Source organism: Salinimicrobium sp. TIG7-5_MAKvit (assembly GCF_049569215.1).
GTDB lineage: Bacteria > Bacteroidota > Bacteroidia > Flavobacteriales > Flavobacteriaceae > Salinimicrobium > Salinimicrobium profundisediminis.
The window spans coordinates 2,728,518-2,755,458 of record NZ_CP145903.1 but is presented as its reverse complement, the minus strand read 5'-3'; the positions used below and the strand labels follow the sequence as shown (position 1 = coordinate 2,755,458).

28 protein-coding genes are annotated in these 26,941 nt (G+C 42.0%); 14 read left to right on the top strand and 14 right to left on the bottom strand.

The genetic code is table 11. The annotated features are described in order from the left end of the window. Positions 1-21: 21 nt before the first annotated feature. Entirely contained in the window at positions 22-2,061 is a 2,040-nt protein-coding gene (locus V5739_RS12405; protein ID WP_423818408.1) for a dipeptidyl-peptidase 3 family protein, read from the bottom strand. Positions 2,062-2,224: 163 nt separating this feature from the next. Here V5739_RS12405 and V5739_RS12400 point away from each other — a divergent pair, with 163 nt between their 5' ends. Beyond that, positions 2,225-3,253: an SRPBCC family protein gene (locus V5739_RS12400; RefSeq protein WP_423818407.1), complete on the top strand. Its 1,029-nt coding sequence runs from the start codon at positions 2,225-2,227 to the stop codon at positions 3,251-3,253. Further along, positions 3,253-3,621 (top strand): fluoride efflux transporter CrcB, encoded by a 369-nt coding sequence (crcB, locus tag V5739_RS12395; RefSeq protein ID WP_266070738.1) that lies wholly within the window; start codon positions 3,253-3,255, stop codon positions 3,619-3,621. Before V5739_RS12400 ends, crcB begins: the two co-directional genes overlap by 1 nt. Here the strand turns inward: crcB and V5739_RS12390 are convergent. The 4 genes from V5739_RS12390 to V5739_RS12375 form a co-directional block, all read right to left on the bottom strand. Next, complete coding sequence (locus V5739_RS12390; RefSeq protein WP_423818406.1) at positions 3,618-4,214, bottom strand: DUF1684 domain-containing protein; 597 nt, start codon at positions 4,212-4,214, stop codon at positions 3,618-3,620. The genes crcB and V5739_RS12390 overlap by 4 nt on opposite strands. Then, entirely contained in the window at positions 4,211-5,623 is a 1,413-nt protein-coding gene (locus V5739_RS12385; protein WP_423818405.1) for a hypothetical protein, read from the bottom strand. The genes V5739_RS12390 and V5739_RS12385 overlap by 4 nt, the downstream gene beginning before the upstream one ends. A gap of 110 nt (positions 5,624-5,733) precedes the next feature. After that, positions 5,734-5,925, bottom strand: a complete 192-nt coding sequence (locus V5739_RS12380; RefSeq protein WP_029035283.1) for a cold-shock protein — start codon at positions 5,923-5,925, stop codon at positions 5,734-5,736. 75 nt (positions 5,926-6,000) lie between these two features. After that, positions 6,001-6,615: a MarC family protein gene (locus tag V5739_RS12375; protein ID WP_266070741.1), complete on the bottom strand. Its 615-nt coding sequence runs from the start codon at positions 6,613-6,615 to the stop codon at positions 6,001-6,003. Between the two features lie 180 nt (positions 6,616-6,795). Between V5739_RS12375 and V5739_RS12370 the strand changes: the two genes are divergently transcribed. The 4 genes from V5739_RS12370 to V5739_RS12355 are packed head-to-tail and all read left to right on the top strand — an operon-like array spanning position 6,796 to position 9,146. After that, positions 6,796-7,389: a DNA polymerase ligase N-terminal domain-containing protein gene (locus V5739_RS12370; RefSeq protein WP_423818404.1), complete on the top strand. Its 594-nt coding sequence runs from the start codon at positions 6,796-6,798 to the stop codon at positions 7,387-7,389. Positions 7,390-7,392: 3 nt separating this feature from the next. After that, positions 7,393-8,217 (top strand): non-homologous end-joining DNA ligase, encoded by an 825-nt coding sequence (gene ligD, locus V5739_RS12365; protein WP_423818403.1) that lies wholly within the window; start codon positions 7,393-7,395, stop codon positions 8,215-8,217. A 12-nt stretch (positions 8,218-8,229) separates the two neighbouring features. After that, entirely contained in the window at positions 8,230-8,658 is a 429-nt protein-coding gene (locus tag V5739_RS12360; RefSeq protein ID WP_423818402.1) for a YkvA family protein, read from the top strand. A gap of 11 nt (positions 8,659-8,669) precedes the next feature. Then, positions 8,670-9,146, top strand: a complete 477-nt coding sequence (locus tag V5739_RS12355) for a hypothetical protein (protein WP_423818401.1) — start codon at positions 8,670-8,672, stop codon at positions 9,144-9,146. A 122-nt stretch (positions 9,147-9,268) separates the two neighbouring features. Here the strand turns inward: V5739_RS12355 and V5739_RS12350 are convergent, their stop codons facing one another. Beyond that, entirely contained in the window at positions 9,269-9,688 is a 420-nt protein-coding gene (locus V5739_RS12350; RefSeq protein WP_423820472.1) for a DoxX family protein, read from the bottom strand. 288 nt (positions 9,689-9,976) lie between these two features. After that, on the bottom strand, positions 9,977-13,408 hold the full coding sequence (locus tag V5739_RS12345) for a methylmalonyl-CoA mutase family protein (protein WP_423818400.1): 3,432 nt from the start codon (positions 13,406-13,408) through the stop codon (positions 9,977-9,979). 141 nt (positions 13,409-13,549) lie between these two features. On the opposite strand from V5739_RS12345, the gene purU reads away from it, so the two are divergent. The 3 genes from purU to V5739_RS12330 all read left to right on the top strand — a co-directional run bounded on the left by purU (position 13,550) and on the right by V5739_RS12330 (position 15,968). Next, positions 13,550-14,401, top strand: coding sequence for a formyltetrahydrofolate deformylase (gene purU, locus V5739_RS12340; protein ID WP_423818399.1), 852 nt, complete (start codon positions 13,550-13,552; stop codon positions 14,399-14,401). A gap of 64 nt (positions 14,402-14,465) precedes the next feature. Next, entirely contained in the window at positions 14,466-15,170 is a 705-nt protein-coding gene (locus tag V5739_RS12335; protein ID WP_423818398.1) for a DUF4197 domain-containing protein, read from the top strand. A gap of 612 nt (positions 15,171-15,782) precedes the next feature. Beyond that, positions 15,783-15,968 (top strand): Lacal_2735 family protein, encoded by a 186-nt coding sequence (locus tag V5739_RS12330; RefSeq protein ID WP_266070749.1) that lies wholly within the window; start codon positions 15,783-15,785, stop codon positions 15,966-15,968. On the opposite strand, the gene V5739_RS12325 is transcribed toward V5739_RS12330, so the two are convergent. The 3 genes from V5739_RS12325 to prfA are packed head-to-tail and all read right to left on the bottom strand — an operon-like array spanning position 15,950 to position 18,744. Beyond that, a complete protein-coding gene (locus tag V5739_RS12325; RefSeq protein ID WP_423818397.1) occupies positions 15,950-16,747 on the bottom strand; it encodes an ABC transporter substrate-binding protein in 798 nt (265 codons plus the stop codon). The two genes, V5739_RS12330 and V5739_RS12325, sit on opposite strands and share 19 nt — an antisense overlap. A gap of 59 nt (positions 16,748-16,806) precedes the next feature. Next, positions 16,807-17,616 carry an orotidine-5'-phosphate decarboxylase gene (gene pyrF, locus V5739_RS12320; RefSeq protein WP_423818396.1) on the bottom strand — a complete coding sequence of 270 codons (810 nt, stop codon included), beginning with the start codon at positions 17,614-17,616 and terminating at the stop codon, positions 16,807-16,809. A gap of 51 nt (positions 17,617-17,667) precedes the next feature. Next, positions 17,668-18,744: a peptide chain release factor 1 gene (prfA, locus tag V5739_RS12315; protein WP_423818395.1), complete on the bottom strand. Its 1,077-nt coding sequence runs from the start codon at positions 18,742-18,744 to the stop codon at positions 17,668-17,670. Positions 18,745-18,944: 200 nt separating this feature from the next. Between prfA and V5739_RS12310 the strand changes: the two genes are divergently transcribed. Together V5739_RS12310 and V5739_RS12305 are read left to right on the top strand one after the other, a co-directional pair. Further along, positions 18,945-19,274 carry a peptide-methionine (S)-S-oxide reductase gene (locus tag V5739_RS12310; RefSeq protein ID WP_423818394.1) on the top strand — a complete coding sequence of 110 codons (330 nt, stop codon included), beginning with the start codon at positions 18,945-18,947 and terminating at the stop codon, positions 19,272-19,274. A 193-nt stretch (positions 19,275-19,467) separates the two neighbouring features. After that, positions 19,468-19,845 (top strand): GxxExxY protein, encoded by a 378-nt coding sequence (locus V5739_RS12305; RefSeq protein WP_423818393.1) that lies wholly within the window; start codon positions 19,468-19,470, stop codon positions 19,843-19,845. A gap of 32 nt (positions 19,846-19,877) precedes the next feature. Here the strand turns inward: V5739_RS12305 and V5739_RS12300 are convergent, their stop codons facing one another. The 3 genes from V5739_RS12300 to V5739_RS12290 all read right to left on the bottom strand — a co-directional run bounded on the left by V5739_RS12300 (position 19,878) and on the right by V5739_RS12290 (position 24,428). Next, positions 19,878-21,059: an AIR synthase related protein gene (locus V5739_RS12300; RefSeq protein WP_423818392.1), complete on the bottom strand. Its 1,182-nt coding sequence runs from the start codon at positions 21,057-21,059 to the stop codon at positions 19,878-19,880. 111 nt (positions 21,060-21,170) lie between these two features. Beyond that, on the bottom strand, positions 21,171-23,357 hold the full coding sequence (locus tag V5739_RS12295; RefSeq protein ID WP_266070757.1) for a glutamine synthetase III: 2,187 nt from the start codon (positions 23,355-23,357) through the stop codon (positions 21,171-21,173). A 123-nt stretch (positions 23,358-23,480) separates the two neighbouring features. Next, a complete protein-coding gene (locus V5739_RS12290) occupies positions 23,481-24,428 on the bottom strand; it encodes a calcium/sodium antiporter (RefSeq protein ID WP_423818391.1) in 948 nt (315 codons plus the stop codon). Between the two features lie 258 nt (positions 24,429-24,686). Here V5739_RS12290 and V5739_RS12285 point away from each other — a divergent pair, with 258 nt between their 5' ends. Continuing rightward, positions 24,687-24,836, top strand: coding sequence for an SsrA-binding protein (locus V5739_RS12285; RefSeq protein WP_266070759.1), 150 nt, complete (start codon positions 24,687-24,689; stop codon positions 24,834-24,836). A 172-nt stretch (positions 24,837-25,008) separates the two neighbouring features. Here V5739_RS12285 and V5739_RS12280 read toward each other — a convergent pair whose 3' ends face one another. After that, a complete protein-coding gene (locus V5739_RS12280; RefSeq protein WP_423818390.1) occupies positions 25,009-25,524 on the bottom strand; it encodes an adenine phosphoribosyltransferase in 516 nt (171 codons plus the stop codon). 156 nt (positions 25,525-25,680) lie between these two features. Between V5739_RS12280 and V5739_RS12275 the strand changes: the two genes are divergently transcribed. Then, positions 25,681-26,166, top strand: a complete 486-nt coding sequence (locus V5739_RS12275; protein ID WP_423818389.1) for a ferritin-like domain-containing protein — start codon at positions 25,681-25,683, stop codon at positions 26,164-26,166. A 230-nt stretch (positions 26,167-26,396) separates the two neighbouring features. Beyond that, positions 26,397-26,900: a DUF2383 domain-containing protein gene (locus tag V5739_RS12270; RefSeq protein WP_423818388.1), complete on the top strand. Its 504-nt coding sequence runs from the start codon at positions 26,397-26,399 to the stop codon at positions 26,898-26,900. Positions 26,901-26,941 lie beyond the last annotated feature (41 nt).

The following is a 26,941-nucleotide window of genomic DNA, read 5'->3' as shown; positions in this document are numbered from 1 at the left end:
GTATTAATTTGGTGCTTCGAACTAGTTTTCCAGAGGAAGTACATCAAATTCTTCTGAATACTTAAGCATTTGCTCTTCAAAAGAAGTTGGCTGTACCACTTTAATAGCTGTGATCTCACCATTATCATCTGTCTCAGGAACAAGAATAGGATTCACAAATCCGCTATAAGCAGCAGATTTGAACTGTGCATTTCTTTCAAGAACTTCGGTGTGAATATCCTGATCTACTTTTACACCGTAGTTCTCTACAAGGTCTTTTGCCGCCTGGTAATCTCCTTCAGATTTAATTCTTTGGGTCTCTTTTAGCAGTTGACCGAAAAGATCACGAAGTGCAGCGTAGTCTGTAATATTAAAATAAGTTTTTCCATCTCTGGTTACCTTCTCAATAATGCCTTTTTCCTGGCCTTTTTCAAACACCCATGCACTCACCCACTGGCGGTTTCTCATGTGTGCTTCTTCAATATCGGCTCCCGGCTCAAGACGGATAAGCTGTGTTATTAATCCGTTTCTAATGTACCCGTCGTAGGCAGCTTTCCCCACTTTTTCATAATCATCAACCAACCCGAGTTCTTCCAGTTTTGGATCCATAAGGTAGTAAAGACCTACAAGGTCGGCACGGCCTTCTTCCAAAGTAGAAGCATAACTTTTTAGGGTTTCTTTGGTTTCTCCAACTCCAGGATTAAGTTGCCCTGAAGCATGACCTACCACTTCGTGAAGTGCGGTATGAAGTTTATCGGCAAGTTGCCCGTATTCTTTTTCAAGAGTGATCTCTTCCTCGTCGTGAGCAAATTCTTCAAGCCTGCCAGTGCTGCCGGCATTGTTGTATGAGTTAATGATATTTCCAAGAGATACAGATTTGCTACCGTGCTCTTTTCTTATCCAGTTAGAGTTAGGAAGGTTCACACCAATAGGAGTAGCCGGCGAAGCATCTCCTGCCTCTCCTGCAACGATCACTGTTTTGTAAGTAACCCCTACCACAGAATCTTTCTTGTGCTCTTCCATCAAAGGTGCATTATCTTCAAACCACTGCACGTTTTCTTCAAGCACCTGCATCTTCTTACTCATATCAAAATCTTTGATCTGCACAATAGTTTCATAAGAACCTGTGTAACCAAGCGGGTCGTTATAAACTTCGATAAAACTGTTGATGTAGTCAATATTTCCTTCGGTAGCTTCAACCCAGGCGATATTGTAGTCATCCCAGGTTTGAAGATCTCCGGTTGTGTAATATTTTATTAACAGCGCAAGTGCATCTGCCTGCTGCTGATTTTCGGCAACTCCTTTTGCCTTTTCCAACCAGAAGATGATCTTGTCTATTGCAGGGCCATACATGCCGCCACTCTTGTAAACCTTTTCTACGATTTGCCCATTTTCCTTTACAAGTTTTGAATTAAGACCAAACGCAAGAGGTTTATTTGGGTTTGGGGACTTTTTATTGGCGTAGAACTGCTCAACATCTTTTGCAGTGATGCCTTCACCATAAAAGTTAACCGCAGAACCTTCAACCAAACCTTTAGATTCATCAAGGTTCACCTTTTTAGCGTCTTTATCATTAAAGATCACTTCATACGCCTCTCCTGTAAGCTGAGTGTTGGTCTCGCTAAGAAGAGTATCAAAATATTCTTTGCTGAATTCAGGTTTCAGCTTGTCCATTGAGTAATGGTGGTGAATCCCATTAGAGAACCACACCCTCTTAAGGTAGGTTTCAAAATTCTTCCAGTCATCGGTAGTTTTGTCTCCTTCGTAGCTGGCGTAGATATTCTCAAGGGCTTCCCTAATTTTAAGGTTGTGTTTGTAGTTCTGGTCCCAAATAATATCTCTCCCGCTAAGACCGGCCTGTACAAGGTAATACACCAGTTTTTGTTCCTTTAGGCTAAGATCTTCCCAGCCGGGAATCTGGTACCGCAAGATCTTGATATCTGCAAATTCATCTACCTGATAATCAAAATCGTCGGTTTGATCAACTTCTCCCACAGCTGCAGGGTTTTCCATCTTGGAATCTGCGCAGGAAAATAGAATTGTTGCCGCAAAAAACAGCATCAAATAAGCTTTAATTTTCATTTTTAAGAGTTTAATTATTAAAAGTGCTGGAAAAACTTTCAGGAAGGAAAGCAGTATAAATTTCCAACCTGCAGGACTTTCACCATTAGATAACAAATGTAAGAATTAACATTTTCAAATTATTTATATTAGCATAATAAATACTATAAACCCGCCTCACATCATGAAGATCTTAAAGTACCTTCTTTTCCTGCTGTTAATCCTTTTTATCGCAGGCTCCATATACATAGCCACTCAAGATGGCCAATACAAAGTTGAGACCAGCAAGCTCATTAATGCGCCTGCGCCAATGCTATTTCGGGAGGTAGCTGATTATTCAAACTGGAAATCGTGGGAAGCCTGGAACCAAATTGAAGGAATGGACCTCAATGTTGCCGGAGCGACTTCTGAAAAAGACACAGCTATCTCGTGGCAGGCAGAGGGTATTAGAGATGGAAGTATAGTAACCACAGCAGCAATCCCTTATTCGAATATTGAACAAATACTGAAGACAAAAACTATTATTGGTGAAGCCGAAGGTAAAATCACCTGGACCTTCACTCCCGAAGACGAAGGTACACGAGTCACCTGGAAGCTGGAAGGCAATCAAAGCTTTAAGGAAAAACTGGCCTTCACCGTACAGGATGAAGAACTCGCCGAAGTTTTTCTTCCCATCTTTGAACAGAGTATTGAGAACCTGGAACAGCACGTTACCAGAAAGATGGAAGCCTATTCCATTAATGTAGACGGGGTGACCGAACATGGGGGAGGATATTATATGTACACCACTACCGCCTCACGCATGGGTGAGGTTAATACACGTGCAGCCAGTATGATTGAACAGGTAAAACTCTACATGAACCAGAACAACATTTCTATAAGCGGGCAGCCTCTTATTATTTATAATCAGCGGGATGACCGCAATGGCACTACGATTTTTTCAGCCGGCGTTCCTACCCCAAGCCAGGTGATTACTCCTGCCGGAAGTGAGATCCTTAATGGCTATCTCGAGCCTCAAAAAGTGGTTAAAACCACTCTTAATGGTCATCACAAAAATGCTTCCGAAGCCTGGGAGCGCACTTACCGCTATATTGAAGAAAACGGTTTAATTGTAAATGCACAAGGCCAACCTTTTGAGATGCTGATTACCGACCCTACTAAAATTGACAATCCGGCGCTCTGGGTCACAGAAATTTATATTCCGGTAGAATAATGAAACAGGTGCTACTGGTTTTTCTTGGCGGGGGATTTGGCAGTGCCCTTCGATTTTTAATTTCAAAAAACCTCAACTCAGTTTCTTCCATCCCGCTGGGCACGCTGCTGGTTAATTTCTTCGGAAGTCTTTTGATAGGGTTCATATTAGGATTGGGAATGAAACAGGAGGCCATTTCCCCTAACACAACTTTGCTGCTCGCCACCGGATTCTGTGGCGGGTTCACCACCTTTTCGGCATTTAGTTTTGAAAACCAGGCTTTGCTGAAAGCAGGAGATTACATCAACTTTGGGATATATTCTGCCGGAAGTATCTTCCTGGGAATTGCTGCCGTTTTAATCGGAATCTGGTTATCTAAACTGAGCTAGTGCTCTTTGTACTTCTTCACCCCTGCGGTTACAGGTATTCCCAGCTTGTTTTCGGCCGGCGGAATGGGACAGGAATAGCCACCGCTATAAGCACAATAAGGATTGTAAGCTTTATTGAAATCCAGCTGAAACACCCTGTTGGCAGGGATCGTTAAGTCGAGATACCTTCCTCCTCCATAAGTAGTCACTCCGTTAGTAGGATCTGTAAAAGGCAAAAACAGGTAGTCTTTGTATTCCTCAGTTTGTGATAGTACAAGGCTCTGGTAAACATTCAGTTTAAATTCTTCTCCTTTAAGAGTAAAATACAATTCGCCATACTTCACATACATCTTCTTTTTTTCAGAAGTAGTGGGCATAGCAAAAGGAACTTCTTGAGGAGTTCTCAAAAATTCAGCTTCAACCCTGAAGTTGGGATCAAACGGAAAAAAATCCAGAGCTTCAAAACTTTCCCGATCCTTTTCTGACAGAGGAGAAGTGGCCGCATCTTTAAATTCTGAATTGATCTCTTCCTGAAATGCAATAAATGCAGAGTCCTGCTGCCCAATGGCCACACCCGGGAACAACAGAAACAGAAAAATGCCTAAAAACCTCATTTTTGAGACTCTTCTTTAGAATCATAAAATTTCGAGGCGCCCAGGTAATTTTCAATGATCTGGTTGTATTCAGGGGTTAGGCGTAAGCCCAAAGTTCCTTCAATGGTGTATAATCCCTGCATGTCTTTATAACCGTGCTTCAGCATTTCTTCAAGGTAGAAGTAGGCTGTGGAGAAATCATTGTCCTGCGCACTTAGAGAAATGATATTTTTATAGGCGCCAAAAGCTTTGGGATCAAAAATGGTCTGAATCATATTCGTTATGAGTTCACTCTCCAGAGGCACACGAGATTTACTCATGTCCTGGCGTTTAAGATGAATATATTCTTTTATAAAATCTTTTAACCGAAGTGCCATTTTTGCCTCCCCATCTTTTCTTTGGGCGAGGGAATCCAACTGATTTTTTTGATAATTCCACCAGCCGAGATTTTCAAAATTTGCGGTGCGAATATCCTCTTCCAGGTAGTAAACAAAATCATCCAGCAGTCTCGATTCTTTTTGAAGAATGCTTACTTGCTGGCGCTTTTGCTGGTCGTAATTCCGGGAGCGCAACAACTGGTCCTGTTTTGACCTTATTTCGGCCATATTCACCAGCTTATCATACTTTTCTTCCATCACCTCCAGAAGAACTTCGGCATTTATAAGTTGATTTTGGCTCATTAGCCTGTTTACGCGGGAAAGATCGTTACGGTACAACTGTTCAATGAGCTGATTATCTAAAGGACGGTTCCCTTCGCGCATAGCTTCAAGCGTAAGAGAACCCACGGCACTGGAAATGATCTCTGGAACAGGCCAATCTTCCCCCCCGGAATAAGTATAGATCTGTGTGGGAAACCTGAGTTGGGAAAGAGCAGCTGCAGTGCTATTCATTGCCCGACCCGAAAATTGTTCATCTCCTACTATTCCAACAAAGAGGAAATTCTTTTTATTATCGAGCAGGTTAAAATTCACCCAGTGGTCTCCAACTGCCACAACACCAAGAAAATTATCAAAAATAAGAGGCAGCGAACTTGCCACCTTACCGCCGGTCATAGAACCTGCAGCGGCTATTTGCCGGGAATCTAAAGGTAAAATATTCGCGACTCGTTGTAACAACCTCGCGGCAACAACGGCATTTTCCTTTAATTCATTTTGTTCACTTATATTATTTGAAGAGACAAGGATGTACCCCTGCTCCTCGGCAGTAGACTGGAATAGTTGTGCAGCAGCCTTCCCTCTGCCCTCTCCGTCAAACAAGAAAAGTACCGGCCATAATTTGTTATTTTGATACGTTGTGGGAAGATAAAGGGCATAACTTTCCTGGAGGGTGTCAGAGACCTTGAAGTCATCTACGACAATTCCCTTTTTTATCATCAATTCCTGGGCGGACACCTGCAGGCTCAGGAACAAAAAAAAGATTATTCTTTTCATGGAATTAAGGTAATAAAAATTCCAGCATCCACAGATGTATTTTCGGGTAAGGCATAAAAAAAGCCTTACTAAATAGCAAGGCTTAAGAATATAAATATCAAAAATTGAGACTAAGCTTGTCTCACGTTTACTGCATTTACACCTTTTCTACCTTCTTCAAGGTCGAAAGTTACTTCGTCATCCTGTCTAATCTCATCTACAAGACCATTAGCATGTACGAAATACTCATCATTTGACTCTTCGTCCTTAATAAATCCGTAACCTTTTGATTCGTTAAAGAACTTAACTGTACCTTTATTCATTATATAAATTTAAATTGGAGGCGAAGGTACAACTATAAAACCGATAACCTACTAAAAACCAATTTATTATTTATTTTATTCCATAAAGGCGATGTGAATCCCTTCTATCAGCATGTTAACGCCAATAATTGCAATGATAAGACCCATGATTTTCTCTACCACCACAATTTTATTGGCTCCAATATAGCGCACAAGGTATTCACTTGAGAGAAATGCCAGGTGATTTAGCCACATTACCAGCGCAAACATCACCAGGATTATGCCCAATTGCAGGTAGGTGGCGGTAGTAGTAAAGTTCATTGCTGTTACAATAGTACCGGGACCGGCAAGGATAGGAATCCCAAGCGGTGAAATAGATATTTCTTCGTTGAAGTTTATTTCTGTCTGGTTGTCAATACTTGATACCTGCGCACGAATCATTTCAAAGCCTACAAAAAATACCAGGATGCCCCCGGTAATCTTAAAGGCAGGAATTGTAAGCCCGAAAAAATCGAAGATATATTTACCCAGGATTATAAATCCAGAGACAATAACAAAGGCTGTAAAAGTGGCCTTTTTAGAGATTTTCTTTTTGGTAGGCCTATCGGCCTGGCGGGTAAGGCTAAGAAATATAGGCACATTTCCTACAGGATTATTGATAGCAATAAACCCTGTAAACACCGCAATGGCAAATACCCAAATTCCTTCCATTTAATTAGTTTGGTGCTAAAGATTACACGCGACAAAAGTATCTAAAATAAACTTCATGCAAAAACAACCTTCCATCCATATTCATTTTATTTCAGAATAAGTTTTGAGACTTCTTTAACGAAGGCGCAGAAGCATTTTTTGTACATTTTCCAACCTGCGGGATGTGCAAAAATGAATAGCATGAAAAGTTATAATGAAAAAAGGGATTTCAGCAAGACCGGTGAGCCGCGGGATGTGCCATCTAAGAAGAAAAATGAGCAACCCATATTTGTAATTCAGAAGCACGATGCCACCAACCTTCATTACGACTTTAGGCTGGAGATTGACAACACCCTTAAATCATGGTCGGTACCCAAAGGCCCAAGCACAGATCCTTCAGTAAAGAGAATGGCGATCCCCACCGAAGATCATCCAATTGCCTATGCCGATTTTGAGGGAGTAATCCCAAAAGGAGAATATGGCGGGGGTACAGTAATGATTTGGGACACCGGCACCATTGAGAGCAATAAAAAAGATGAAGATGGTAAGCTTATTTCCCTGGAAGAAAGCTTTAATGCAGGCAGTATTGAAGTCACCCTTCACGGAAAAAAACTGAAAGGCGGATATAATCTTGTGGAAATGAAAGGCGGAAAGATGAAGGGAAACTGGCTGCTTATGAAGCAGGATGATGCCGAAGCCGATGCCCGCCGCAACCCTGTAAGCACTCAGTCTAAAAGCGTCACTTCAGGAAGGACACTGAATCAAATAGCACAAGAAGAATCTAAAAATCTGTAGTGAATGACAGTTGCCGGGGTAGAGATTTCAAATTATGACAAGATCATTTTTCCGAAGAAAAAGATCAGCAAGGGAGACATGGTGACTTATTATAAAAAAGTGGCCCCTCTCATGCTTCCTTATCTAAAGGACAGGCCACTTACCCTGCACCGATTTCCAAACGGAATTGACAACAACGGATTCTATCAAAAAAGCATTTCAGATTATTTTCCAGATTTTATAAAGACTGTAGAAATTGAAACCGAAGAAGGATCAAACACACAAATTCTTTGCAATGACATCAAAACACTTGTGTACCTCGCCAACCAGGGCACCGTGGCATTTCATATATGGTTGAGCAAAAAGGACAAATTGCGGCAGCCCGATAAGGTCATCTTTGATCTGGATCCTTCCGATGATGATTTTGAAAAAATAAAGAAAGGGGCTAAGGCAATGCGGGAATTATTAAATGAGAAAGACATAGACCCTTCCCTTATGACCAGCGGGAAAAGCGGCTTACATTTATACTACAAGATAAGAAGAGGAAAAGATTTTGACCAGGTAAAAGCAACAGCCCGCGAAATAGCAGAAGAAGCAGAAAAGCGCCATCCCGAATTATTCACTACGGAAATAAGAAAAGAAAAGCGCAGATCAAAAATTTTTGTAGATTATCTGCGGAATGCATACGCCCAAACCGCTGTATGCCCTTTTTCTTTAAGAGCCACTGAAGATGCAGGCGTTGCAACACCAATTGAATGGCGGGAGCTCTCAAAGATTAAAAGTGCTGCGGAATATACCATTGACAATATATTCAGAAGAACCGGACAACTAAATCAAAATAAAAATTAAGATCAAACAATTATGAAAGACATTAGCCCCGAAGAGGCAAATCGCGCTCTTAATGAGCAGGCAGAGAAAGTAGAACAAAAGGACCTTAAAAAGGTACTTGCAAAAGAGCAAAAAATTGAAGACAAATTCCGTAACAACGAATCGATGAGCGGATACCTGGCCAAGGCAAAAAGCATGTTTAGCCTGGTTCGGGATTACTGGAACGGCAATTACAGGGAAGTGCCCTGGAAAACTATTGCTGCAGTTGTGGGAGCTTTGCTCTACGTACTCATGCCCCTGGACCTCATCCCCGATTTTATTCCCGTCGCCGGTTTTCTTGATGATGCAGGAGTAATTGCGGCCTGCCTTGCACTGGTAAGTGATGATCTCGTGGCTTACGAGAAGTGGAAACTTCACCAGGACAATTCCGCCATTAACATTGAAGACGAGTCTCCAGCCTAACGCCCTGCGTTGTGAATAAAGACAAACTGGAGCGTACGCCATTGTACCGTAAGGCAATGGAAATTCTTGAAATTGTAGAGCGCATAATACAACTGGTTCCCGAAGAAGACGAATTCACTACTGCGGTAGCCCATAATATGTATACCGATGCTCTACAGCTCGCGCCTAAAATAGCCGGAGCAGAAGGTGTCGACCTCTATGACATAAAGATGGAGAATGCAGCGATCATTCGAAAATGCGCCCGCGAAATATACGTGGGTTGTAATGGGTTTGTCATGGAAGGTTTTAAGGAAGTTGAATATCTGGAAATGCTAAGAGGAGAGATTGAAGAATTCCGGGTGCTTTTTGCAGAATGGGTAAAGAATTTTGACCAGTTGAATTACATAATTGACCGCTGGGGATTATTTAATCCGCCGGGAGTGAATTATGATGATGTAGACCCAGATGACAATATTCCTTTCGATAACCCATTTGACGACGAAGAATAGCGCAAATTTTACTTCTGAAGATTTAAAGAGTTACAGAAAGGTATTTCAAAAATGGCATTTTTGAGATACCTTTTTTGGGTTCAGGTTAATCAAGAAATAGTCATCTCTTCCTCTTAAGTCTGTTATTTTGAAAGATATCTATCTACCGACCAGCGCCCGCCTCCCCTTATCATGAGAAACAGGGAACCCAGCCACATCGCGAAATCGGTACGCATTTCGTGAGCCATACTCCAAAATCCATAGGTTTTTAGATCCCGTAGTACAAAAGGTCCAAAGCTTTCCCCGAAGCCAATAGGTATTTTTGTTGTAATAATAGCAACAGTCATTATAAGTAAAGTAGTCAAAGCAGCCCCACGCGTTAATAAGCCCATGAGAAGCAGGATTCCTGCAGCTACCTCCAAAAATCCAACCAGGTTCCCAAGGATCTCCGGTTCCGGAAAGCCCATTTTTGCGAATCGGCCCGGACCACGCATTTCAGGATAAAGGAATTTTTGAATGCCTTCAACAAAAAATACAGCACCTACCATGATCCTGATGAGAATAGTGGTGCTTTAAGCATCAGTGTGAAGAAACTTTTGTGAATTCATGTGAGGTGGCGTTTGTCCAAATAAAAGTACAAAATTGAAAATACCCTACTTGAGTTTAGAACCTCGACAGGCTGATCAAAGACTTTCTTCGGAAATGAATATAACCTAACAGGTCTTAGAGACCTGTTAGGTTTCGTAGAAATAAACAACAAAAAAACCTCACAGGTTTTAAAAACCTGTGAGGTTTGATATATAATATTTTCAAGAGGCTCCCGACGTCGCTGTCGCACATCGGTTCTCTGCTTACATATTTCTCCTGTACTGCCCTCCTACTTCAAATAAAGCTGTAGTGATCTGTCCTAACGAACAAACCTTTGTAGCTTCCATAAGCACCTCAAAAATATTCTCATTCTGAATGGCTGCATTTTTCACCTTTTCGAGGGTTTCGTGTTCCAGTTCCTTCTTCGCCTCATGCAGGTCCTGCAACGTTTGGATCTGACTCTGTTTTTCCTCTTCGGTGGCTCGGATTACTTCCCCGGGAGTCACAGTTGGCGAACCTGTAGAGCTAAGAAAAGTATTTACTCCAATGATGGGGAAATCTCCATTGTGTTTTAGGGTTTCATAGTAAAGACTCTCTTCCTGAATTTTACTCCGCTGGTACATAGTTTCCATTGCACCAAGAACTCCGCCTCTTTCGGTGATGCGGTCAAACTCCTGAAGTACTGCTTCTTCCACAAGATCGGTAAGTTCTTCTATTATAAATGCTCCCTGGATAGGATTCTCATTCTTTGTTAACCCCAATTCTTTATTGATGATCAATTGTATAGCCATCGCTCTTCTTACTGAAGCCTCTGTAGGCGTAGTAATAGCCTCATCGTAAGCATTAGTGTGCAAAGAATTACAGTTGTCATAAATGGCATAAAGCGCCTGAAGCGTGGTTCTTATGTCATTAAAATCAATTTCCTGTGCGTGCAGGGATCTTCCGGAAGTCTGGATGTGATACTTCAGCATCTGCGCCCGCGGATTGGCGCCGTACTTATACTTCAGTGCTTTTGACCAGATCTTTCTCGCTACCCTTCCAATCACCGCATATTCGGGATCAACTCCGTTAGAGAAAAAGAACGATAAATTCGGCCCGAATTTATTGATATCCATTCCCCTGCTCAGGTAATATTCTACATAGGTGAATCCGTTGGCAAGGGTAAGTGCCAGCTGCGTAATGGGGTTAGCCCCGGCTTCAGCGATGTGATAACCTGAAATAGAAACTGAATAGAAATTCCGCACATTTTCCTGAATAAAATATTCCTGCACGTCACCCATCAATCTCAAAGCGAATTCTGTTGAAAAGATACAGGTGTTCTGCGCCTGATCTTCCTTCAGGATATCTGCCTGTACAGTTCCCCGCACCTGGCTAAGGGTCCTTTTTTTAATATCTGCATAAACATCTGCCGGCAACACCTGATCTCCCGTAACACCCAATAACATGAGTCCGAGGCCGTCATTTCCTTCCGGGAGTTCGCCTCTGTATTTGGGCTGCCCCATTCCTTTTTCAGCATAGATCTTATCAATCTTTTCCTGCACCTCTTTCTCAAGGCCATTCTCTTTAATATACTTCTCACACTGCTGATCTATTGCAGCGTTCATAAAGAACCCAAGCAACATTGGCGCAGGGCCGTTAATGGTCATACTTACTGAAGTCATAGGGTCGGCAAGATCAAAGCCTGAATATAACTTCTTCGCATCATCGAGACAGCAGATGGAAACTCCGGCATTCCCGATCTTTCCGTAGATATCAGGGCGATGATCAGGATCGTTTCCGTAAAGCGTGACCGAATCAAATGCCGTAGAAAGTCGCTTTGCCGGTAAGCCCATACTCACGTAATGGAAACGGCGGTTGGTACGTTCAGGCGAACCTTCTCCCGCAAACATCCTGGTAGGATCTTCCCCCTGTCTTTTAAAAGGATACAATCCGGCAGTATAAGGGAATTCTCCCGGCACATTTTCCTGCAGGCACCATCTTAAAATGTCACCCCAGGCCTGGTATTTTGGTAATGCAACCTTCGGGATCTGGGTATGGGAAAGGGATTCGGTATGGGTTTCAATTTTAATCTCCTTGTCGCGCACCTTAAAGGAGTAGATAGGATCTTTATATTTATTCACTTTTTCATCCCACCCGGTAACGACTTCCCAGTTGTAAGGATCGAGGTCCATTTTAACTTTATCAAACTCTTTCTTCAGTAGATTTACCAGCTCCTCATTTTCTAAAATGGTGTCATCCTTCAGCTCATCTTCTTCGAATCCGTATTGATTTAGACCGACCTTAGTTCCGGTTATTGATTCAATGGTTTTGTATATTCCGTAGAGCTTTTGAGCAACTTCAGCCTGTGAGGCCGCTTTCTCATCATAGCTGCGGTTATTTTCTGAAATTTCAGAAAGATATCGCGTTCTGTTTGGCGGGATCACGAAGATCTTTTCGCTCATCTCCTTTGAGATGTTGAAAGTAGAACTAAACTTACTTCCCACTTTCTCATCGATCCTGTCCATGATCTGCTTGTAGAGCGTGTTCATACCGGGATCGTTGAATTGAGAAGCAATAGTTCCAAAAACAGGAAGACTATCAGGGTTTTCATGCCACAATCCGTGGTTGCGCTGATATTGTTTTTTCACATCGCGAAGGGCGTCTAAAGCACCACGTTTATCGAATTTGTTGATCGCCACAAGATCGGCAAAGTCAAGCATATCGATCTTTTCCAACTGTGTAGCCGCACCAAATTCGGGCGTCATCACATAAAGTGAAACATCAGAATGCTCCAGGATCTCTGTATCACTTTGCCCAATTCCCGAAGTTTCCAGAACAATAAGGTCATAACTCGCGGCTTTTAGCACCTCAATGGCTTCAGCAACATATTTTGACAGGGCAAGATTAGATTGACGGGTAGCCAAAGACCTCATATAAACCCGCGGATTGTTGATCGCATTCATCCTAATACGATCTCCTAAAAGGGCTCCCCCGGTCTTTCTTTTGGAAGGGTCTACAGAAATAATCCCAATGGTTTTTTCAGGAAAATCCATTAGGTAACGGCGTACAAGTTCATCTACCAAAGAAGATTTTCCGGCGCCACCTGTTCCGGTAATTCCCAGCACGGGAATCTCTTTTTCTTTATTTTCAGAATGAATTCTATCAAGAGTTTCTTTGGCAACTTCAGGAAAATTCTCGGCAGCCGAAATCACCCTCGCAATAGCTCCCGGGGTTTTCTTCTCCAACTCTTCTACCTCCCCGTTGAGGCTGTCCCCCAGCGGGTAATCAGATTTTTTCACCAGGTCGTTGATCATTCCCTGCAGCCCAAGTTCGCGGCCATCATCGGGAGAATATATCCTGGTGATGCCATATTCTTCAAGCTCTTTGATCTCTTCAGGCAGAATTACACCGCCGCCGCCGCCAAAGATCTTGATATGCCCGGCCCCTTTTTCCTTAAGCAGATCGTGCATATATTTAAAATATTCGGTATGCCCGCCCTGGTAGGAGGTCATGGCAATGGCATTAGCATCTTCCTGGATTGCACAATTCACCACCTCCTCCACACTGCGATCATGCCCCAGGTGAATTACCTCTACTCCTGTAGACTGGATGATACGGCGCATAATATTTATGGCGGCATCATGCCCGTCAAAGAGCGAAGCTGCGGTTACAATTCTTACTTTATTGTTAGGTTTATAAGGAGCTTGTTGTTCCATGTTCAATTTTATGATCTATTTAAGCATGCAATTTACGAAAATTGAAATAGTTGGTAACTAGATCTACAAATAGCACAAAGTCTACCTCGTGTTAGTGCAAATGCTATGATTTATCTACTTTTAAAGGCCCAAATATAAACTATGTCAAGTTTCATACTCTTAATTCATTGCCCCGATAAAGCCGGAATTATTTCAAAGGTCACCTCCTTCATTTTTAATCGTAAAGGAAACATAGTATACATTGATCAATATGTAGACGTAGAAAATTCCATATTTGTAATGAGGCTGGAATGTGAATTTTTAGATGCTACAAATATTGACTCGCTTAAGCAAGCGTTTTCTGAAGAACTCGCAGTGCCATATCAAATGTTTTGGCGAATATATTCAGCAGAAGCTAAATTGAGAATGGGCATTTTTGTATCAAAATATGACCATTGCCTTTATGACATTTTGGGAAGACACAAAGCCGGGGAACTTCCCGTAGATATTCCTTTGATCATTAGCAACCACGAATACTTGCGTTCTACAGCCGAAAAATTTGATATTCCTTTTTATCATGTCCCCATTACCAAAAACAATAAACCCGAAGCTGAAAAAAGACATTTAGAATTGTTGCGACAGGAAAAAATAGACTTTTTTGTTCTGGCCAGATATATGCAAATTATTCCCGATGGGCTTATTGAAGCATATCCAAATCGCATTATCAATATCCACCACTCTTTCCTGCCGGCTTTTGCAGGGGCCAAACCTTATCATTCTGCTTATAAACGCGGAGTAAAAATCATTGGTGCGACCTCACATTACGTCACCGCCCAGTTAGATGAGGGGCCAATTATTGAACAGGATATTACCCGAATTTCTCACACCCATTCTATAAAAGATCTTATCCTCAAAGGCAGGGACCTGGAAAAAGTAGTTCTGGCAAGGGCGATAAAATTACATATTGACCGAAAAACGCTCGTGTACAATAACAAGACCATAGTATTTATATAATTAAGAGTAAAATTCGCCCGGGAAAAAGCGGGATTTTTTATAACTATCTTTGAAAAAAATTATCATGAAGAAAATACTCCTCCTCGCAATACTTCCTTTTTTTCTCGGCTGTGCCGAATTACAACAAATAGCCGATTCGCTTCCGCAGGAAGGAACAGGGATTTCTAATGCCGAAGTAGCTGCAGGCCTGCGCCAGGCGCTCAATTTTGGGATAGACAAGCAGGTGGCCAAACTAACACAGGAAGATGGTTTCTTTAAGAATGAACTGGTGCGCATTGGGCTTCCTCCCGAATTACAAAAAGTAGATCAAACCCTACGTGACATTGGGTTGAGTTCTCTGGCCGATGAAGGTTTACGTGTGCTCAACCGGGCCGCTGAAGATGCGGTACAGGAAGCCACACCTATTTTTGTGGATGCCGTAAAGCAAATCACCTTTACCGATGCTCAAAATATTTTACTGGGAGACGACATTGCCGCAACCACTTACCTTGCCAATAAAACCACAGAGCCTCTCTATTCAAAATTTAACCCTGTGATCACCAATTCCCTTGAAAAAGTGGGAGCCACCCAGGTATGGACAAAAATTATTGAAAGATACAACGCCATTCCGCTTACCAATAACGTCAATCCCGATCTTGCCGATTATGTGACACAACAGGCTCTTGAAGGGGTTTACACCATGATCGCAGTTGAAGAAAAGGAAATCAGGAACGACTTTTCTGCCCGTACCACCAATCTGCTGAAACGGGTTTTTGCTTTGCAGGACTAGAAAAGACTAAGGTTTAAGGATTAAAGTTTAATCCATTTTAGCTGTACAAAAAGTCTCGATTCTGTTGAAGCATTGCTGTTGCGAGTTGGGGGTTTTTCAAGTTGCAGGTTGCAGGTTGCGGATTTTGTTCTGTTACAGGTTCCCTTTTGTCATTTCGAAGGAGCTTTTATAGCGACTGAGAAATCTCTACTGGAATGGAAAAATTTCGGTTATTAAAAAAGTCAGAAAGAGGTGTGAAAAATGACATTTTAAGTAGGTAATTCTTCGGAAGAGTTGCGCGTTGAGGGTTGCGGGTTTTTCCTGTTGCAGGTTGCGCGCTGAAAATCTTTAATTACCTAAAGGTTAGAAAGAGGTGCCAAAAATGGCATTTTAAGGAGGAACAGTAATTTAAAATTATTACTCCTTATACCTTAAGCATTACTCCATGAAAATTGGGGTTATGAACAGTGAATAATTCTTTTAAACCCTTGTAGAACCTCAACTCTATGAGTCTGCCTTATAACTTTTTAACAAGAGAGGCCAGGGTTCACCACAGTTTTACCATAAAGTTAACTTTCAGTTATGAATTCTTCGAAAAACTGCAGGATATCTTTGCATTAATAATAAAAGTATATGTTTCGATTATTTGAACCCAGATCTACGTTGGAAAGGCTTCGTGAGAAGTACTGTTTTCTCATGCGCCGTTCTTTTGAGCTCGCTTTAGTAGATAAGTTGCGAAGTGACATGCTCAATGATAAGGCGTGCAAGATCTTAAAAGAGATCCGTCGTATGGAGCAGAGTCAGGATAAAACAGCCTGAACTTTCCTGAAGTAGGTAAAAGCAGCCGTAAGGCGCGACCCATACCAGCTAAAGTATTCGCCGTCCACAACCTGGATGCAGCCCAACTTCACTTCTTTTTTCAAAGCTTCTATATCTTTCTCTTTAAAAGGAAATGGTTCTGTAGAAAGCAGCACCACCTCCACCTCTTTTTCATCGAGCTGTGCCAGGGATATTTCGGGGTAACGGGAGTCCTCTTCTAAAAAGCCATTTTTGAAGCGGTTAAGTTCCAGCAGGTGATCTATAAAAGTATCTTTCCCTGCCACCATCCACGGATTTTTCCAGATAAAATACGCCACTTTTCGCTCCGGAAAGTCTTTCACATACTCCTGAAAACCTGCTTTTTCTAGCTGTATCTTTTCAATTATTTCTGAAGCTTTGCCGGTCACTTCAAAGATTTCGCCGTATTGCCTGATGAGTTCGAGGGAATCATCTATAGTGTAGATATCTGAAACATGAACGGGAGCGATCTTTTCAAGCTCCGTAACCATTTCTTGGGTATTTTCTTCCTTATTACAAAGGATGATATCGGGTCGCAGGGCTGCTATGCGGTCAAAATGCACCTGTTTGGTACCACCAACCACCTTTTTCTGCTTCCGAAGGGCTTCAGGATGCACACAGAACTTTGTTATTCCCAAAATTTGCTGCTCAAGCCCAAGATCAACCAATAATTCCGTCTGGCTGGGCACCAGGGAAACGATGCGCTGCGGAACTTCCTTAAGCGCAATCTTCCGGTTTAACTGGTCGTAGAAGGTGTTCATGATCAAAAAATATGAGGTGCCAAAAATGCCATTTTTGACAGGTCTTTCCGAAGAAATTCCTATAAAAATGTTGCCATTTCCTGCTGTAGCTTTTCTGCTTCTGCGGCAGCTGCTTCAGCAAAATCCATTCCTTCCGAAGCATAGATAATAGCACGGGACGCATTTACGAGCAGGCCTACATTGCGGTTCATCCCGAATTTACATACTTCTTCCAAACTTCCGCCCTGGGCACCAACTCCCGGCACCAGGAGGAAACTTTCAGGAATGATTTTTCGAATATCCTTTAGAAATTCAGCTTTTGTAGCCCCTACCACATACATCAAATTTTGGCCGTTGTTCCAGGTCCTGGAGGTCTTGATCACTTTTTTGTACAACTGTTCTCCTTCCACTTCTTTGGTCTGAAAATCATATGCACCGCCGTTAGAGGTTAGAGCCAGCAAAATGGTATGCTTGTTAGCAAAAGCCAAAAATGGCTCTACGGAATCTTTTCCCATGTAAGGGGCCACGGTGACCGAATCAAACTGCAAATCTTCAAAAAAGGCCTTTGCATACATGCCCGAAGTATTGCCAATATCTCCCCTTTTTGCATCGGCAATGGTAAAGATATCGGGATGATTTTCGTTCAGGTAAGTAATGGTTTTTTCCAGTGCTTTCCAGCCCTTGATCCCGTGTGATTCGTAAAAAGCCACATTGGGCTTATAGGCCACAGCCAGGTGATGAGTGGCATCAATAATGGCTTTATTAAAGGCGAAAATAGGATCTTCTTCTTTTAAAAGATGTTGAGGAATCTTCTCAAGGTCTACATCAAGCCCCACGCATAAAAAGGACTTTTTGAGGCGTATTTGTTCGGTAAGCTGGGAAGTGGTCATTGGCTGGAAATAAAAAAGCTGCCGGAGTGCGGCAGCTTTCAGTTAGTTTATTTAAAAAACGTCGGAATTCTCTTTAAGTTTTTCGGTGTTTTCTACTAGTTGTAATTCGTCGAGGATCTTCTGGATATCTCCGTTGATGATGTTCCCAAGATCGTAAAGCGTAAGCCCAATTCGGTGATCGGTCACGCGGCCCTGCGCATAATTGTAGGTACGGATCTTCGCACTCCTGTCTCCGCTGGAAACCATAGAGTTCCTTTTGGCTGCATCGGCTTCCATTTTCTTGGCCAGCTCCTGCTCGTAAAGCCTTGACCTCAATACACGGAAAGCTTTTTCCTTGTTCTTATGCTGGGATTTTTGATCCTGGCACTGCGCCACCAATCCTGTAGGGATGTGGGTTAAACGCACCGCCGAATAAGTGGTGTTCACCGACTGCCCACCCGGTCCTGAAGAACAGAAATAGTCAATTCTCACCTCTTTTGGATCGATCTCCACATCAAATTCTTCGGCTTCGGGCAATACCATTACTGTAGCGGCCGAGGTATGTACACGTCCCTGGGTTTCAGTTTGCGGTACCCGTTGCACACGGTGCACTCCGGCTTCAAACTTTAATGTTCCGTAGACATCTTCACCGGTAACATCAAAAATAATTTCTTTGAATCCGCCGCTGGTACCCTCGCTAAAGTCAACAATCTGGTGTTTCCAGCCTTTGCTTTCAATATATTTGGTGTACATGCGATAAAGGTCTCCTGCAAAAATACTTGCCTCGTCCCCACCGGTACCGGCACGAATTTCCATCACTACGTTCTTGGCGTCTTCGGGATCTTTTGGCACAAGCATCATTCGAATCTTCTCCTCCATTCCGGGAATCTGCTCTTTGACTTCTTCGAGTTGAAGTTTGGCCATATCGGTCATCTCGGGGTCACTGCCATCAGCGATGATCTCTTCGGCCTCTTTTTTATTCTCGATAAGGCTCACGTACTCTGCGCGAACGTCCATCAATTTCTTTAACTCCTTGTATTCTTTATTTAGCTCTATATAGCGCTTTTGATCGGCAATCACGTCGGGCTGAATGATCAGGTCATTCACCTCGTCAAAACGCTGCTTCACAATATTCAATTTCTCGATCATAACATCTCCTTAAAGCAGCAAATTTACGATAATTCTGTCGGATTTCTGAAAAGGATTTGTGCTGGAGATAAAAATTATTCAGCAAGGACATGTTCGATATTGCGAAGATATTTCTCGCAGAGTCTGTAAAAGAAAAAGCCCAGAGATCGCAAAGCAATTCTAAATGATGCTTCTTTTGTATCTTTAGAACAATGAGTAAAATGAACAAAATAGGCCTGGGCGGAGGTTGTCACTGGTGTACCGAAGCAGTTTTCCAGTCGGTGGAAGGCGTGCTGAAGGTGGAACAGGGATATATTGCTTCCAATGCTCCCGCCAATACATTCTCTGAAGCTGTCATTGTGCATTACCTTCCAAAAAGGGCAAATTTGGAGTGGCTTCTGGAGGTGCATCTTCATACGCACAATTCCACTTCAAATCATTCGTTTCGGGATAAATATCGCAGTGCCGTTTATTTTTTCTCTTCGGAAGATGAAGTGGAAATAAGAAAGATCCTGAAAAAACTTCAGCAGCAATTTAAGGACCCCTGGTGACGCAGGTTTTAGCATTTAAGGAATTTAAGCCTTCAAGGGAATCTATTTAGAATTATTACCGAAAAAATCCCGATGCGCCTTTTGTAAAAGATATATCGAGCCGAAATTACTTTACCTTAAAAACAACTTTTCCTAAATGGTTTCCCGCAGATTACGCAGATCCACGCAGATTTTTTTATATCTTATTCCTGGAATGACTGAAAATCAAGTATCATACAAGATAAGAGGAGCCATTTTTAAGGTTTTTAATGCATTCGGTCCCGGACTATTAGAATCGGTTTATGTCGCCGCCCTGGCATCGGAACTTAAGAAAGAAGGACTAACAGTAAGAAAAGAAGTTGCTGTCCCTGTTTTCTTTAATGATGAAAAACTCGAAGTTGGGTTTCGAATTGATCTTCTTGTACACGAAAAGGTATTAATTGAAGTGAAATCGATAGAAGCTATTGCACCAGTTCATCATAAACAGACGCTTACTTATTTAAAATTAACCGGATTAAAATTGGGAATTCTAGTTAACTTCAACGTAGAAAATATCATCGATGGAATCCATAGAAAAGCAAATAAAATTTAATCTGCGAAAATCAGCGTGATCTGCGGGAAATATTACAAATATTCAAACTCCCCAAATTCACTCTTAATTGTCAGTTTCTTTTCTTCTGAAGCTTCTACCCTACCCACTATTTTTGCATCTACATTGAAGGATTTTGAGATTTCGATAATGTCCTGAGCTAAAGATTCATTGACATAAAGCTCCATTCTATGCCCCATATTGAACACCTGGTACATCTCCTTCCAATCGGTTTTGCTTTCCTGCTGAATGAGTTTGAATAAAGGCGGAACTTCAAAGAGGTTGTCTTTGATCACATGAACGTTATCTACAAAATGCAGGACTTTGGTTTGTGCGCCCCCACTGCAATGAACCATTCCAAAAATGTCATTTTTAGAGTACTTTTCCAGGATCTTTTTAATGACCGGAGCATAAGTGCGGGTGGGAGAAAGCACAAGTTTCCCGGCATCCAGCGGGCTGCCCTCAACTGCATCGGTGAGGTCTTTTGAGCCGCTGTAGATCAATTCAGCGGGAATTGAAGCATCAAAACTTTCAGGGTATTTTTGAGCTAAACTCTTTACGAAGACATCGTGGCGTGCAGAGGTGAGTCCGTTACTGCCCATGCCGCCGTTGTACTCTTTTTCGTAGGTTGCCTGTCCAAAAGAAGCCAGACCCACTATTACATTTCCGGGTTTGATATTGTCATTATCGATCACTTCGCTGCGCTTCATGCGTGCAGTTACGGTGGAATCTACAATAATGGTGCGTACAAGATCACCAACATCGGCAGTTTCGCCGCCGGTGGAGTGGATATTTATTCCGAAGCCTTTGAGATCATGGAGCAATTCTTCGGTACCATTGATAATGGCAGAGATCACTTCGCCCGGCACCAGGTTCTTGTTACGGCCAATGGTAGAAGAAAGCATGATATTATCTACCGCACCAACGCACAGCAAGTCATCAATATTCATGATCAATGCATCTTGCGCAATTCCTTTCCACACCTCAAGATTCCCGGTTTCTTTCCAGTACATATAGGCCAGGGAAGACTTTGTACCAGCGCCATCGGCGTGCATGATGAGGCAATAATCTTTATCACCTGTGAGATGATCGGGCACAATTTTGCAAAATGCTTTTGGGAAAAGCCCTTTATTGACATTCTTAATGGCATTGTGCACGTCTTCTTTCCCGGCAGAAACTCCGCGGCCGGCATATCTTTTACTTATTTCCTGGCTCATGTAGATAGATTTACGGTCAAAGATAATTAGTTTAGAATTTTTGATCGTAGAATTTATATAATAAAAAAGGCACTCCCAATTGGAAGTGCCTATAAGTCTATTGAATTTAAATTATCGGGTAAACAATAATTCCCTGTACTTGGTTAAGGTCCAGATCTCATCGTCTATTACCAGCTCGAGCTTATCACAATGGTAGCGAATGGTCTCAAAGAATGGCTTCACATCATTACAGTATGCAAAGGCTTTTTCTTCGGCATCCTCCAGTTTGTTAGCCTTCTTACGGGCTTCGATCATTTCGGTAATACCGGAATTGATCTTCTCAATACGTTCGGAGATTTCTTTAATGATCTCGAGTTGCTCTTTGGAGTGTTCCTTGAAATCATCAGCAAAGATCTCTTTAAGTCCGCGTACGTTTTTGATCAAAATGTTTTGGTACCTAATCGCGGTTGGAATGACGTGATTGCGGGCAATATCCCCAAGGATACGGCTCTCAATTTGCACTTTCATGATATATTCCTCTAACTGAATTTCATGACGGGCTTCAATTTCCACATTATTCATGATCTCCAGCTCCTTATACATATCCATTGTCTTCTTGCTAACAAGAGCTTTAAGAGCTTCAGGAGTATTTCGATTGTTACTCAGACCTCTTTTTGCGGCTTCTTTTTCCCATTCTTCGGAATAACCATCACCTTCAAAACGAATATTCTTAGAGTCTTTGATGTATTCTCTTAGAACATTGAAGATGGCGTCATCCTTCTTCATCTTCTTATTCTTGATAAGACCATCAACCTTTTTCTTGAAATCTATCAGCTGCTTGGCAACAATTGCATTTAGAGCGGTCATTGGCTCTGCACAGTTTGCAGTGGAGCCAACAGCACGGAATTCAAATTTATTACCAGTAAAAGCGAAGGATGAAGTTCTGTTCCTGTCGGTATTATCCAGAAGGATCTCAGGGATCTTTCCAACTACGTTAAGTTTAAGTTCGGTCTTTTCTGCCGGAGAAAGTTTCCCATCGGTAACTTTTTCGAGTTCGTCAAGGACCTGGGTCAATTGAGAACCAATAAAAGTAGAGATGATAGCCGGCGGAGCCTCATTAGCACCTAACCTGAAGTCATTTGATGCGCTGGCAATTGTAGCCCTTAACAGCTCCTCATTTTCATTTACAGCTTTTATGGTATTGATGAAAAAAGTTAAAAACTGAAGATTTTTCATTGGTGTAGATCCGGGTCCTAAAAGGTTTACACCTGTATCTGTACTCAAAGACCAGTTGTTATGCTTCCCACTTCCGTTAATGCCTGCAAATGGCTTTTCATGGAACAATACGGTGAAGTTATGGCGCTCTGCTACTTTATGCATTACATCCATTAAAAGGGAGTTGTGGTCTACTGCCAGGTTGGCTTCTTCAAAGATTGGAGCAAGTTCAAACTGGTTTGGCGCCACCTCGTTGTGCCTGGTTTTAACAGGTACTCCAAGAAGCATACATTCTTTTTCAAGATCGCGCATATAAGAAAGTACCCGCGAAGGAATAGACCCAAAATAATGATCATCTAACTGCTGACCTTTAGCCGGAGAGTGCCCCAGCAAAGTTCTTCCAGCCAGCTGAATATCGGGCCTTGATGCTGCCAAAGCCGAATCAATAAGAAAGTATTCCTGCTCCCATCCAAGAGTAGCCTGAACTTTACTTACATTTTTGTCGAAATATTTTGCCACATCGGTAGCAGCCTGGTCAACAGCCTGCAACGCTCTTAAAAGTGGCGTTTTATAATCCAGTGCATCTCCTGTGTAAGAAACGAATACACTGGGAATACACAAAGTAGTTCCATATATAAATGCGGGAGAAGTAGGATCCCATGCGGTATAGCCACGGGCTTCAAACGTATTTCTTATCCCCCCGTTCGGGAAACTTGAAGCATCGGGTTCTTGTTGTACAAGTTGCCCGCCTCCAAATTTTTCAATTGCAAGGCCATCACCAATAGTTTCAAAGAAAGCATCGTGTTTTTCGGCAGTGCTTCCGGTAAGGGGTTGAAACCAGTGTGTATAGTGGGTGGCCCCTTTAGAAATGGCCCATTCCTTCATTCCGGTAGAAATATGATCGGCAATAGTACGGTCAATCTTTTTACCGGTGGCATTGGCTTCCTTTACACTCTGGTATGCTTCTTTAGTTAGAAATTGTCGCATTACGCTTTCGCTGAAAACATTGCGGCCAAAAAGTTCTGAACGCCGTTCGTTTTCTTCAATTTCTACAGGTTTGCGGTTCAAAGTCTCCTTGAGTGCCTGGAATCTTAAAGTTGCCATTTATTAATTGGTTTTATGGGTTAACAGCAACAAATATATTTAATAATTGTTTACACCCCCTAAAAAATTGGGGGATGTTTACAAAAATTTTATATTTTCTTAAAAAGACCCCTCAGGCAAAGCCTATCCTACAAAGGCAAGGCTTACAAACACAGCATAACCGGCAAAAAGCAGAAAACCTTTCCACCTGTTTAACGAATAACGCTTCGGAAGAAAAGCCAACGGAACCAGAATAAAAGCAATACCAATCATCCATAGAATATCGCTGCTTAATATCTCTGCTGAACTTACTACCACAGGCTGAATTAAGGCAGTAATACCCAGCACCGAGGCTATGTTGAAAATGTTAGAACCAATCAGGTTTCCAAGGGAAATGGCTTTTTCCTGTTTCATAGCTGCAATGACCGATGCTGCCAGCTCGGGCACACTCGTTCCTACGGCGATCATAGTAACCGAGATCACCCTCTCACTCACTCCCAAAGCCGATGCCAGGTCTACTGCACCCGAAACCAAAAATTCTGATCCGAAATAAAGGGCAGCACCTCCAATGACCAGCCAAAGAACAGTCTTAAAGTTGGAAGCCACTTTTAAATCGGGATCTACTTCATCGGGCTGAAGTTCGGGTTTCCGGCGGGCGCGACGAATCAATAAAACAAGGTAAAGCACAATAGCCAGTACTAAAACAACACCTTCTAAGCGCGATAGTACATGTTCTGTAGAAAGAAAATAAAACAGCCCCAGGGAAAAAAGCATCATTATTGGCCAGTTGAACCTGTAGAATTCCCGGTCAATGATTAAAGGCGAGATCATGGCTGTGATACCAAGAACCAAACCTATGTTAGCAATATTAGAGCCGATGACATTACCCAGGGAAATATCTGAAAATCCTTCAAGTGCGGCCTGCAGGCTCACCAGTAGCTCTGGCGCCGACGTTGCAAACGACACCACTGTAAGGCCAATGACCATTCGGGAAAGTTTCAGTTTCAAAGAAATCGCTACAGACGATCTCACGAGGAATTCACCTCCAACTACTAACAGAATAAAACCAAGGATAATAAATAGAATGCTCATCAATTTTTTTTGCGAAGATATGAGATTCTCAACGAATAGGCTTGTTTGAACCGTTTTGCAGAGCTTCACCTACACCAAAACCAGGACTTTAAGAGAGAATAAACCAGAGATTCGTTATTGGCGGTATTGAATGATCTCCCAAAAATGCCATTTTTGACACACCTTCCGGGAAGACCTTCGGAAGGCGATTTTGCTCCTATACCTTTCAAAAAGGGGAAATTGGGAACTAATTTCTATCTTTGATAGAAACCAACCGACATGAAAAAGACATTTTTCAAGACACTTTCGAAGATCAACAAAAAGGTTCTTCCCAGCTATTCAAAGCGACAGCTGGACCTGGCTAAAGCAACTAAATTTCAGAAAGCGCTTATCGGTTGGAAAACCTGGGTCACAAAGAATTCACTCTAAAGGTTCAAGGTTTAAGATTTATGGTTTATGGTTTATGGTTTATGGTTTATGGTTTATGGAAAAAACATGCTCCATTAACCAATCACTAATTAAACAACAACAATTTGTCCATTTCTGTTTAACCATTCCCCAATTAACCAGTCACGATTAACCATCAACTATTAACTACGAACTAATAGCTAACCAGCGAAACCACCTTATATGAATCCAGTTTTTCCTTTCCTTTTAAGAAGCTGAGATCCATTAAGAAACTGCACTGTACAATTTCCCCTCCCATTTTCTCCACCAGTTTACACGCAGCCGCAGCAGTACCTCCCGTTGCCAGCACGTCATCGTGCACAAGGATCTTTTCACCTTTTTGTATTGCATCGCTATGCACCTCAAGTGTATCTTCCCCATATTCTAATGAATAGCTCTCCCGGTATGTATCGTAAGGCAATTTACCCGGCTTTCTAATGGGCACAAAACCTGCATTTAACTCCTGCGCCAAAAGTGTCGCAAAAAAGAAGCCGCGGGATTCTATTCCTACAACTTTATCTATTTTCTCACCTTCCAAAAATGACAAAAAAGCAGCCACTGTTTCTCTTGTAGCAGTGGCATCCTGCAATAAGGGTGTTATATCTTTATAAACAATTCCTTTTTTTGGAAAATCAGGTATGTCTCTAATGTAAGCTTCTATATTAAACATATGCGCGGTTTCCTGCGAAGATAATAAGAAAAAAGCGTCTCTTCCCATTACCTCCCATTACTCCTTTAGTAAAAATTCAACAAAGATTTATTACTCATTTAACTGGCACTAGTCCCTTCTGTATATATTTTAGACTGAACAAAAAAAACCTGAAAAATGAAAAACTTAAAAGATCTATTCGAACACCAGCTAAAGGATTTGTACAGCGCCGAAACCCAACTGGTAGACGCACTCCCAAAGTTGCAGAAAAATGCCAATGATGATAAGCTTAAAAAAGCTTTTGAGAAGCACCTCAAAGAAACTGAGGGGCATGTAAAGCGCCTCGAGGAAATTTGTGACAAACTGGGCATTAAACCTACGGGAGAAACCTGTAAGGCTATGCAGGGTCTTGTGAAAGAAGCTGAATCTTTTCTGAAAGAAGACACCGAAAAAGATGTGCAGGATGCAGGACTAATTGCCGAGGCCCAGAGAGTAGAACACTACGAGATCGCGGGATATGGTACGGCTGTACGTTTTGCTAAAGAACTGGGACATGACGACATTGCTGCAAAACTTCAAAAAACTCTTGATGAAGAATACAAAGCCGACAATCTTCTCACCGACATGGCCGAAGATCGCCTGAACAGGAAGGCTAAATCCTAATTTGGAACCAGAAATCTTAAAAACCGCCTGCACTTCGCAGGCGGTTTTCTTTTTTCATCCTATTAAATGCCTCAAAAAACATCTTTTTAAGAAACTTTTTGTCGTCTTCTTCTTCAACTGTCAAAACGGAGTTAACTATCCAATTTTACGAAAACGATTGAGCAAATTTGCTTAAATTAAAGTGTTAGTAAAAAAGTTGGAAAAGAGACAGAATTATAGATCAGGAAATCATGAATAACGGGAAAATTAGAGAACTTACTTTGCGGCGTCTTTTAGACGATAACTTCGCAGGTTCGAAACTTTTTCGGGATTTGGCCGAATCTCTGGAAGATGCTTCTTTAAAAGATTATTTTCAAAGCCTTGCATCCCGGCGTAGCCAATTCGCCATTGAACTTGGTGAAGAAATTCTATACTACACTGGGAAAAAAGCTCCCGCTTCTTCTTCTTCTTCTTCTTCTTCTTCTTCTTCTTCTTATACAGTGAGAAAACGCACCGGGTTATACGGGGAAAGCAGGAACAAATGCATAAAAAATGCTTTGCGGGCTAAAAAACTAAGCCTTCAGAAATACCAGGAAGCCTTATGCAGAATTTATGAAGGCAGCTGTCGCGAGGTCTTAATCAGGCACAAAGCCTATCTTGAGAACTGTGTTTTCGAGTTAAAAGCTCTAAAGAGCCTGCTTAAATACAGGGACCAAATAGAAGATCAACAAAATGAAATGAGCAGTCACCTTTAAAAACTGCTAATAAAATGTACGTGTAAAAAGCACCTTCGGTC